The sequence below is a fragment of the Celeribacter sp. genome (assembly GCF_048270365.1).
GTDB lineage: Bacteria > Pseudomonadota > Alphaproteobacteria > Rhodobacterales > Rhodobacteraceae > Celeribacter.
Genome location: NZ_JBLWTA010000057.1, coordinates 1 through 8,073, shown reverse-complemented (window position 1 = coordinate 8,073; position 8,073 = coordinate 1). Strand labels below are relative to the sequence as shown.

Genomic DNA, 8,073 nt, shown 5'->3' with positions numbered 1-8,073 from the left:
CCAGAGAGATCCTTGTCGTCGGGGTGGCCTGCCGCGAGAACCACCCGAGCGCACAGAGCCGTGGAAGGAGTGGAACAAAACACGATTTCTCCGGCCCGGCTTCCGGGACTATTCCGGGGCTCCTTTGCTCCGGCATGCCGAGTTGCCCCCCAAATTCCTGGCTCATTCCCGCTTGACTGACGGGGCCAATGCCGGATAGACCGCAGAAATCCAGTTGTCGGGGTATAGCGCAGCCTGGTAGCGCATCTGCTTTGGGAGCAGAGGGTCGCAAGTTCGAATCTTGCTGCCCCGACCATTTCCTTCCAGTCTTCCGGTTTCCTTGCGATAGGCGCAGACGGCGATGTCGCGGCATTCTGGCGCGCGCAGCGAAGCTTTGCGCGATTGCCGGGCATGCGGGCGATTGGCGAGTTGACTTCACCGCCAATTCCAAGGAATAAACCGGTATCTGCCGCCCGCGAGCGGCCGCACGGCGTGTGTGTCACTTCGTGCGTGGTCTGAGCCAAGGAGAGCCGCAGTCATGGTCGCACGCATCTATTCCCCGGCGAAGACGGCGACGCAGTCGGGGCGCGGCAAGACCCACAACTGGGTGCTGGAATACGCTCCGGAGAAGCCGCGCTCGATCGAGCCGCTGATGGGCTACACCTCCTCAAGCGACATGAAGCAGCAGATTCGCCTGCGTTTCGCCACCCGCGAGGAGGCCGTTGCCTATGCCGAGCGCAACGGCATTGCCTACCGGGTGGAGGCGGCCAACGAGCGTCGCGTGCCGAAGATCGCCTACTCGGACAATTTCCGCTACGACCGCTTCATGCCCTGGACGCACTGAAGCGCATTTCCGGGACGACGGGACGCCCGGCGGGGTGCCGCGAAATCTCGTCCCGCGTACGGCCCCGTAGCTCAGCCGGATAGAGCACCGGCCTTCTAAGCCGATGGTCGCAGGTTCGAGTCCTGCCGGGGTCGCCAAACTTTTCAAGGGGTTATACGGTTTCGTGCTCTTTGGTCGGAGGGCATTTTACAGCGCGTTTTACACTTTCGTTCTCTTGTTGTGCTCATTTAGCCCGACAACGGCGTCGCCCAGGGACTGGCTGTTGGCGAGGTAGTGGCGATCGAGCATTGCCTCGACATCCTGAGGCGAATAGCCAAACCTGCTGGCGATCTGCAGCACCGATGCGCCCGCCACGGCCGCTTGCGTAATGGCCGTGCCTCGCAGGTCGTGGAACGTGAGGCCCTTCACTCCCGCGCGCGCTGTCGCCCGCCCCCATGACGTCTTGAACCCGTCTGAGGTCCACGCCTTTCCCCTACTGTTCGTGAGAACCGTCACCGATGGTTGCTCGCGCTCGTCGTTCGCGGCCTTGCGCTCGTCGAGCAAACGCCTGGTGGCATCATCGAGCAGTATCGAAACGCGGCGCTTTGTCTTCGATTGCCGCAGGTTCAGGCGCTCACCGTCGTAGGCGGACCATGTCAACCGGAGGAGGTCGCCCTGACGCTGTCCGGTCGCGATGGCGAGTTCCATTGCGTCAACAAGCGGCCGCGCCGCGACGCTGCGAAACGCGAGGAGGGACTGAGGTGTCCAGATCGATTCCTTGCGCGATCCGCTCCACAGGCGGCCACCACCGGCGCACGGATTGAGCGGAATTTCGCCGTTGTCGACCGCGTAGGAGAACACCCGCTTGAGCACACTCCAGTAGCGGTCTGCCTTTCGGGGCGTCGCGGAGTATCGGTTTCTCCACGCCTTGAACAGACGGCGTGCACGTGGATCCGTCGCAGCCTTGATCGGCATCGTGCCGAACTCCTGTCGGATCTTATCGAAGACAGCGCGATAATCGCGTTTGGTGATCTCGGCCAGGCCGGTGAACTCCGGGCTGCTGCGATACATGCGAACCAGCGCGCTGATGGTGCCGGTGTCAGTCTCTTTCCTGGCCTCGATGGCAGCATTGTAGGACCTTAGAAAGGCCTCCGATCCTGGTGCGCCGTCGAGCTTCGGCCCGCCCCGCCACGCGTAGTAGTATTCCCGAACCTCACCAGAGGCCAGTTTCGCGCGAACGCGGTGAATACCCCTAAGACGCACTCGCATTCCGCTCCCTCAGCCACTCGTCGAACGGATCGTCCGATGCACCTTGCACCGAAACCGGGGAGCATGGGAGTAGCGTGATTGCGCCGTCGGGTTCGATCCGCACCGCGAATGAGACGCCCGCGGACTCGATCACGTCCAACGCGCGCCGGAGTTCCACCTTGGTAAAACGTGCAGCACTCATCCTGTCGCCTCCACGTATCCGAGAATATCCAGCCCGGCGAGCATGTCGTCCGGGACTGTGAAGAAGCCGAGCGTGCCGGCACACGCGACAGGCTTCATCGCCCTGGCAGGGCGCTCGAGGACGAACCCATGCGGCCCGTGGAACCACGGACTCGGGTGGTCGGTGACGCAATCGGTGATCGTCACCGCGCCGATGATCGCGCCCATCGCGGCCTGCTGGTCGTAGGCGTTGCGCAGCAGCGCGACCGACGTGCCGGTGTGGTGGGAGCACTCCCTCAGCACGTAATCGATGTTTGAGCGCTCCTCGCGCTTGCCAGCGTGGATCAGCACGGGACCGCGAAAGCTTGTGGGCCATGTGCAGTTCTCGATCGGCTTGATGCCGGCGAGAATCGCCCATGCCCATGGCTGTCTGATGCTGAGGGCTTTCATGCTCGACTTCCTGCGGTTGAGGGGCACCACCGGCGGGCGGGGAGGAGCGCGCCGCCGGTGGCGTTCTCGCGCGGGGAGGGGAAGGTCCCGCGCGGGACAGGGTTAGGCCGTGCCGGCCATCCCTAGCGCCTGCATGTAGAGGTCGAGGATCGCCTCTTCCTCCTCGCGCTCGTGCGGCTGCTTCTTGCGCAGGGAGATGACCTTGCGCAGGATCTTCGCGTCGAAGCCGGTGCCCTTGGCCTCGGCGTAGATCTCCTTGATGTCGTCGCCGAGGACCTTCTTCTCCTCCTCGAGCCGCTCGATGCGCTCGATGAAGGCGCGGAGCTGGTCGGCTGCAATTCCGCCTGCATCACTCATGTGTCGGTTTCCTTCTGGTCGGGCAGGGGGCGCCCCTGCCAGGGCGTGAGGTCGGTTTCATCGGCGTGCTGCCAGCGCAGGCCCATGGCGAGCGCGGCCGCGCCGGCAAGCGCGATGGCGACAAGCGCCAGCGCAGCCGCGCACAGCAGGGTGCCGAGAAGAACGAGGGCGACGGCCGCGGTCATGCCCGGCTCGTGCTAAAGCTGAACGTGTGGGAGGTCAGCCGCGGTAAATGCCGATCGGCGATCGTATGAAAGATTGTTTCTGTATTTAATGTTCTTGTTAGGGTTGAATTGGCGCGTGTTGAGAACAGGGGCTTCTGCTGACTGAGATTGAGCCTGGGCAGGCGCTTTGGATCTGGTGCTCTTTGGCAGTCGCCGTTGGTCCGATGCTGGTCCTGGTGTTTCGCTCGTCTAGATGGAGAAAATTGATGTCCGCCAACGATGAATCGTTTTCGTACAAGCTGACACCGGCCAAACTCGATGATGCTGAGGGGGCGGAGATCCTCGCTGCTCTTGGCCGGGCCACACACAGCTTCTCGCAAAGCGAGACCTGGCTTCTTTTTCTTGCCGGCGCTTTGATGGTGACTCATTTGGCGCCAAACGAAGATGGCACCGCGTCGTCTATAAGCGATCTCGAAGCTGCCGTTGCGCTCATGGCTGCGCTGGACAGCAATCGTGCCAAACGTGACGTTCTCAAGAGCCTCGTCTGCGCCCGGATCGATCCTGAGAGCGACATCTGCAAGCGCGTGGTCGATCATCTCGACAAGTTGCGTCGGCTCACAAACCGCCGAAACGATATGACGCATCAAGCCATTTTCGAGATCCAGGCGCCCGGATTGAAACCCGCCAAAGTGTGGGGCAAGCCGGAACTTCTCGACCGGTCTCTGATGAAGGGTGACGATGAGAGTGTGCGAAAGGCGGTGAGGGCCTTCATCAATAACAACAAGCCGCGTCCCAAGCAGATCCTTGAACATGCGGACCATCTCGACCAGTGGGGCGAGGCCTCGAGGCTTCTGGCAAAGGAAGTCAATGTTGCCCTTGCGACCAAGGCCCTTAGGGATAGAGAGAAGCAAGCCTAGGCTCATTCCTCGGCCTCCTTGTCGCGCTCTGGTGCTTCACCCGTCTCCGCACGGGCTCTTGCGACAATTGCAGCGAGAGGGCCGGCTTCTTCGGTCAGATTGCGGGCGAGAATGGTGAGCGTCTGGTCGCGCAGGATCTCAAGCAACGCCTCGGCAAGAGGGCCGGCGCTTTCCCAGCCGTCGAAACAGTCCGGATCCCAGCGGTAGAAGGTGAAGGCCTCGCGCCGGCCGTCATGCCTGTAGCTGCAATCGCTGGAGATCCGGTCAAAGTTGTCGACCGTGACCGCGCGTGAAATCGTCTCGGCGGCATCCGCCGCGATCAAGGCGAGCCGGGCGACCTCCCGAAAGTCACTGGCCTGCTGTGCAAGGTCCGAGCGGCGGTACTCTGCATTCTTCGCGCGGATCCGTGCGTCATGAGCGCGCTCGGCTTCACACATGGGCTCGCATGGAAAGATCCGCTCGCCCGAGGAGAGGTCGTGGATCATCAGGGTGCGGCCGAACGCATTGCGGCTGATGAGCCTGCTGCCGTCGATCTTGGCGGGTGTGTTGGGTGGTGATGGCATGGTGTCCCCCATCGGGTGGCGATGAGAGTCCATGTTTCCAAAATAGAAACGTCGATATCAATCGTAAAGTTTCCAAAAAAGAAACAATTGATTGCGTAGCGTCAATTCTGGGCGGGAGCTAGTGCTTTATCCCTGACTGGGTTCGGCTATGGAAATGTAGCTGCCGCCGTGAGCTTGCAATGTTGGCGCTCGATGGCGCGGGCGTGAAACACTGTGGCTTGGTAGGTGGAGCGCATCTGCGGTTCTTTTGGTGTGGATGCTCTAACATCCTTGTCCGGCAGGGCAGGGGGCGTAGTTGGGGGGGGGAGTGAAAGACGTGACCGGTACGGAGAGAGAAAACTAGGCGATGCTCGACCTTCCGCGTGAAGCGGCTATTGCAGGGATGGTGAGCGAGAAAAGGAATTTTGAAAATATAAGTCATTGAAATGTATAAAAATTATCTATTTTCGGTTCCTGTCTTGTTGATTAGATATTCGGCGAAATCGATGATCTGTTTCATCTGCTCTGGCGTCGCCCGGCTCAGCAGATCGTCATGCGTTGGGGTCGTCGGGTCGCGATATAAGTCCGGCACCTCACAGTTAAGTGCATAGGCAAAACGCTCGAGCCAATCCTGATTGTACCGCTGCTTTCCATTCAAAAGCTTCGATACAACGCTCTTGCTGGTCTCCAGCCGTCCCGCGAGCTGCTCTGCCGTCAAGGCGCGGTACTCCAGCCACTCACGCAGATACACGTGAGAGGGGCGTCTGTGGTTGGTATGGTGGATGCACGTGGGCATGAGCGAATTATCGCACCGCCGCAAAATCAAGGCGTTATCTGAAATAGAAACTACGGAGCGCTTTGTGCTTGACGAAAATGTTTCCATTATAGAAACTCAATTTCATGATGAAGCATCCCCTTACCCTTTATCGCGAACGACACGGTCTCACCCTTGAGGCTTTCGCCATGCGCGTTGGCGCGACTAAGGGAACGGTGTCGAAGTGGGAACGCCGCATTGCCGAGCCTCGACCGCGATATCGCGCGGCAATCATTGATGCGACGGCGGCAGAACTCACTCACGCTGACCTCCTGATTGCTGAGGGCGAGATTATCTCATGACCGTCTCAGGCCATGTCCATGCCGATGACGGCCTGAGAGATCTCGTTGATAAGCTTGATCTCTTCCGGGTCGCGCGTGCCGTCGACGTCGATCAGTTCCAGCCCCGACATGAGCAGGTCGGTGACGTGGTGCGGCGGCCAGTGGTTCTTCATCAGGTTCATGGTCTTCTTGAGGTAGCCGCGTGTGGGGTAGCGCCTTCGGATGGATTTCTCGATCCACTCCAGCGTCAGGTTGGAAACAGGGTATCCTTCTTCCGTCGCCAGGCGCGCGCAGTGATCGCGGGCGACGCGCACTTCCTTGTCGCGCATCTTGCCGTCGCTGCGCGACAGTGCCGCAAGCATCGAGAAGTGCGGAACGATCATGCGGTTGATCTGCGCCCAGTTCTCTGGAGGTTTTGGCGGCGTGTAGTCTCCATCGATCGCCACGTCGAAGTCCGGCGGTTCGATCGACGGGTCAAGCCGCGTGCCGAGTGCTGCATTGAGAAATGTGACGGGGTGATTGTGCACCTCGCCGTCAAGATCAATGCACGACACTATGCGGTCGACGCGAAACTTGCGCAGGGCATTGCGTTCGTGACAGCGCGCCTTCAGGGACGGTGCGCCCTTCTTGTCTGCGGTGATTTCCAGAACCGTGATGCGGCGCGTGGTCAGGACGTTCTTGCTGTCGAGATACTCGATCATGAAGGTCTGGCCTTCCGCTATACCATCCGGATCGGCGATGGCTTGCGCGTCGTCGAGCGTCAGGCTTTCGCCGTCATCCTCGTCCGACAGGCGAGCCGGTCTCGCTCCTTCCGGGATCTCGCGGCTTTCCGCACGCGCTCCAAGTTTCTCTGCGACTTCCTCGAGCCCGCTGGTCATCAACATTTCCTCCTCGCCCTGAATTGCAAGGGTGATTTCAGCACAACCGCGCGACCTGCGTCCATCTTCCTCATTGGCTTCCCAGACGGCCGCCTTCCCGGCCTCACCTGCCTGCCCGCACGCTTTGACCTCTCGCGTGCGGGCCGGCTCTTTTGGCGGTGTGTGGCCGGCGCCCCGCGAGGCGGTGCGGGGTACCTTCTCCGGCTGGCGGGCCGGCGAGATCACAGTCTCACGCCCGGTGCCATTTCTCATTTCCAAGGTCTCAGCCTGTTTGGAGGACTGCATGACGCTGCTTAAGAGGCGGGCGTTTGGCTCCGTGCATGACGCCATCGACCGCGCGCTGGAGGAAATCCAGCAGGTCTCCGGCGAAAAGGGGATCGCGGCGGCGGCCGCGACACTCGGCTGCTCCCAATCGCTGCTCTACAAGGCCAGCGATCCGGACATGGAGGGTGTCGAGCTGTCGCTTTTGCGCGCCGGCATGCTGACGGAGGTCTATGGCATCCGCGCGTTGGCCGAATGGCTGGCGGATAAGGCCGGCTGCGATCTCGCGCCGCGTGAACCGGCCGCATCGCCGGGGTTCACGCGTCTTCTCTCGGCGCTTGGCCGGACGGTGCAGGACCTTGCGGACCAGCACATGTCGGAAGAGGATATCCGGCACGCCCAAGAGCTGATCCGCCTGCTTCAGGCGCAAATCTCGACCCATGACGGTGCACGTGCGCGTCAGGGCCTGCGGGAGGTGCGGTCATGAGCGCGCGCGGCGATTTTGATCCGCTGGCCGGGTGGCTTTCCGATCAGACGCAAAGGCTTGATGCCTCTGCGCGGCGGGCGCGGCTGGCCGGGCTGATCATGGCGGTTCTGGCGCTCGCGATCCTCGCGGCCGTGCTGGCGGGGTGCCGGGCATGAGCGCGGATCGGTTCACGCCTCAGGCGCGCAAGCATGTCCGGCTGGTTCTCGGCCTGTTCGTACAGGCTGCCGACCATGCCGGGCGGGACATGACCGATGCGCCGGGCGTGCTGGAGGATTTTCGCGCGGGGCGGTTCATCTGCGACGCGGCGCTGCTGGAGATCGCCGGCTGGCTGGAGCTCACGCGGGAGGACCTGACCCGCGCGGCGGCGGTGGCGGCGGCGCGGGACGGGCGGCTGTTCGCCCGTGCGCGGAGCAGTGGGAGGGCTGCGGCATGAACCGCGACTACGCCCATGTTCTGGTGCGCCCGCAGGCAATCGACTGGCTGAGCTTTGGCCGTGCCCTGCAGGTGGAAATCCGCCGGCGGGGACTGACGCTCGACCAGATCGCCGGCGAGGTGCGCCTGAGCCGCGCCACGATCAGCCGTGCCTCGACCGGACATGAGATCGGTCCCGTGGCTCTGTTGAAGCTTTGCGTGTGGTGCGATCTCAACCCGTTCGAGCTGCTGCGGCCTGACGACCGGTCGCCGGCTGAGTA

General features: G+C 62.0%; 14 protein-coding genes and 2 tRNA genes. 9 read left to right on the top strand and 7 right to left on the bottom strand.

Annotated features, from left to right (window positions below):
- Window positions 1-218 precede the first annotated feature (218 nt).
- From ACN0X0_RS22490 to ACN0X0_RS22480, 3 genes are all read left to right on the top strand, one after another.
- A tRNA-Pro gene (locus tag ACN0X0_RS22490) sits at window positions 219-295 on the top strand.
- A gap of 222 nt (window positions 296-517) precedes the next feature.
- Entirely contained in the window at window positions 518-823 is a 306-nt protein-coding gene (locus ACN0X0_RS22485; RefSeq protein ID WP_417281068.1) for an ETC complex I subunit, read from the top strand.
- Between the two features lie 60 nt (window positions 824-883).
- Window positions 884-960, top strand: a tRNA-Arg gene (locus tag ACN0X0_RS22480).
- A gap of 61 nt (window positions 961-1,021) precedes the next feature.
- Here the strand turns inward: ACN0X0_RS22480 and ACN0X0_RS22475 are convergent.
- The 4 genes from ACN0X0_RS22475 to ACN0X0_RS22460 all read right to left on the bottom strand — a co-directional run bounded on the left by ACN0X0_RS22475 (window position 1,022) and on the right by ACN0X0_RS22460 (window position 3,222).
- Window positions 1,022-2,071: a site-specific integrase gene (locus tag ACN0X0_RS22475; RefSeq protein WP_417281067.1), complete on the bottom strand. Its 1,050-nt coding sequence runs from the start codon at window positions 2,069-2,071 to the stop codon at window positions 1,022-1,024.
- Window positions 2,072-2,248: 177 nt separating this feature from the next.
- Entirely contained in the window at window positions 2,249-2,680 is a 432-nt protein-coding gene (locus tag ACN0X0_RS22470) for an ASCH domain-containing protein (protein ID WP_417281066.1), read from the bottom strand.
- Between the two features lie 102 nt (window positions 2,681-2,782).
- Window positions 2,783-3,037 carry a DUF2312 domain-containing protein gene (locus ACN0X0_RS22465; protein ID WP_417281065.1) on the bottom strand — a complete coding sequence of 85 codons (255 nt, stop codon included), beginning with the start codon at window positions 3,035-3,037 and terminating at the stop codon, window positions 2,783-2,785.
- Window positions 3,034-3,222 (bottom strand): hypothetical protein, encoded by a 189-nt coding sequence (locus tag ACN0X0_RS22460; RefSeq protein WP_417281064.1) that lies wholly within the window; start codon window positions 3,220-3,222, stop codon window positions 3,034-3,036. The genes ACN0X0_RS22465 and ACN0X0_RS22460 overlap by 4 nt, the downstream gene beginning before the upstream one ends.
- A gap of 245 nt (window positions 3,223-3,467) precedes the next feature.
- On the opposite strand from ACN0X0_RS22460, the gene ACN0X0_RS22455 reads away from it, so the two are divergent.
- Window positions 3,468-4,118 (top strand): hypothetical protein, encoded by a 651-nt coding sequence (locus ACN0X0_RS22455; RefSeq protein ID WP_417281063.1) that lies wholly within the window; start codon window positions 3,468-3,470, stop codon window positions 4,116-4,118.
- A 2-nt stretch (window positions 4,119-4,120) separates the two neighbouring features.
- On the opposite strand, the gene ACN0X0_RS22450 is transcribed toward ACN0X0_RS22455, so the two are convergent.
- Both ACN0X0_RS22450 and ACN0X0_RS22445 read right to left on the bottom strand, forming a co-directional pair.
- Window positions 4,121-4,681 (bottom strand): hypothetical protein, encoded by a 561-nt coding sequence (locus tag ACN0X0_RS22450; RefSeq protein WP_417281062.1) that lies wholly within the window; start codon window positions 4,679-4,681, stop codon window positions 4,121-4,123.
- A gap of 436 nt (window positions 4,682-5,117) precedes the next feature.
- Window positions 5,118-5,411, bottom strand: a complete 294-nt coding sequence (locus tag ACN0X0_RS22445) for a helix-turn-helix domain-containing protein (protein ID WP_417281061.1) — start codon at window positions 5,409-5,411, stop codon at window positions 5,118-5,120.
- Window positions 5,412-5,560: 149 nt separating this feature from the next.
- Between ACN0X0_RS22445 and ACN0X0_RS22440 the strand changes: the two genes are divergently transcribed.
- The gene (locus ACN0X0_RS22440) at window positions 5,561-5,776 is read left to right on the top strand and encodes a helix-turn-helix domain-containing protein (RefSeq protein ID WP_417281060.1); all 216 of its coding nucleotides are present in this window, start codon (window positions 5,561-5,563) and stop codon (window positions 5,774-5,776) included.
- A 5-nt stretch (window positions 5,777-5,781) separates the two neighbouring features.
- Here ACN0X0_RS22440 and ACN0X0_RS22435 read toward each other — a convergent pair whose 3' ends face one another.
- Complete coding sequence (locus tag ACN0X0_RS22435) at window positions 5,782-6,918, bottom strand: WYL domain-containing protein (RefSeq protein ID WP_417281059.1); 1,137 nt, start codon at window positions 6,916-6,918, stop codon at window positions 5,782-5,784.
- On the opposite strand from ACN0X0_RS22435, the gene ACN0X0_RS22430 reads away from it, so the two are divergent.
- The 4 genes from ACN0X0_RS22430 to ACN0X0_RS22415 form a co-directional block, all read left to right on the top strand.
- On the top strand, window positions 6,917-7,381 hold the full coding sequence (locus ACN0X0_RS22430; protein WP_417281058.1) for a hypothetical protein: 465 nt from the start codon (window positions 6,917-6,919) through the stop codon (window positions 7,379-7,381). The genes ACN0X0_RS22435 and ACN0X0_RS22430 overlap by 2 nt on opposite strands.
- Window positions 7,378-7,536, top strand: coding sequence for a hypothetical protein (locus ACN0X0_RS22425; RefSeq protein ID WP_417281057.1), 159 nt, complete (start codon window positions 7,378-7,380; stop codon window positions 7,534-7,536). Before ACN0X0_RS22430 ends, ACN0X0_RS22425 begins: the two co-directional genes overlap by 4 nt.
- On the top strand, window positions 7,533-7,814 hold the full coding sequence (locus ACN0X0_RS22420; protein WP_417281056.1) for a hypothetical protein: 282 nt from the start codon (window positions 7,533-7,535) through the stop codon (window positions 7,812-7,814). Before ACN0X0_RS22425 ends, ACN0X0_RS22420 begins: the two co-directional genes overlap by 4 nt.
- Window positions 7,811-8,073, top strand: a 263-nt coding sequence (locus tag ACN0X0_RS22415; RefSeq protein ID WP_417281055.1) for a hypothetical protein, incomplete at its 3' end; no start/stop codon positions are given. The genes ACN0X0_RS22420 and ACN0X0_RS22415, both read left to right, overlap by 4 nt.

Excerpts from the sequence above, each read along its gene's own strand:
- ACN0X0_RS22485 (WP_417281068.1), top strand. The coding sequence starts at position 518 with ATGGTCGCACGCATCTATTCCCCGGCGAAGACGGCGACGCAGTCGGGG.
- ACN0X0_RS22475 (WP_417281067.1), bottom strand. The coding sequence starts at position 2,071 with ATGCGAGTGCGTCTTAGGGGTATTCACCGCGTTCGCGCGAAACTGGCC.
- ACN0X0_RS22470 (WP_417281066.1), bottom strand. The coding sequence starts at position 2,680 with ATGAAAGCCCTCAGCATCAGACAGCCATGGGCATGGGCGATTCTCGCC.
- ACN0X0_RS22465 (WP_417281065.1), bottom strand. The coding sequence starts at position 3,037 with ATGAGTGATGCAGGCGGAATTGCAGCCGACCAGCTCCGCGCCTTCATC.
- ACN0X0_RS22460 (WP_417281064.1), bottom strand. The coding sequence starts at position 3,222 with ATGACCGCGGCCGTCGCCCTCGTTCTTCTCGGCACCCTGCTGTGCGCG.
- ACN0X0_RS22455 (WP_417281063.1), top strand. The coding sequence starts at position 3,468 with ATGTCCGCCAACGATGAATCGTTTTCGTACAAGCTGACACCGGCCAAA.
- ACN0X0_RS22450 (WP_417281062.1), bottom strand. The coding sequence starts at position 4,681 with ATGCCATCACCACCCAACACACCCGCCAAGATCGACGGCAGCAGGCTC.
- ACN0X0_RS22440 (WP_417281060.1), top strand. The coding sequence starts at position 5,561 with ATGATGAAGCATCCCCTTACCCTTTATCGCGAACGACACGGTCTCACC.
- ACN0X0_RS22430 (WP_417281058.1), top strand. The coding sequence starts at position 6,917 with ATGACGCTGCTTAAGAGGCGGGCGTTTGGCTCCGTGCATGACGCCATC.
- ACN0X0_RS22435 (WP_417281059.1), bottom strand. The coding sequence starts at position 6,918 with ATGCAGTCCTCCAAACAGGCTGAGACCTTGGAAATGAGAAATGGCACC.
- ACN0X0_RS22425 (WP_417281057.1), top strand. The coding sequence starts at position 7,378 with ATGAGCGCGCGCGGCGATTTTGATCCGCTGGCCGGGTGGCTTTCCGAT.
- ACN0X0_RS22420 (WP_417281056.1), top strand. The coding sequence starts at position 7,533 with ATGAGCGCGGATCGGTTCACGCCTCAGGCGCGCAAGCATGTCCGGCTG.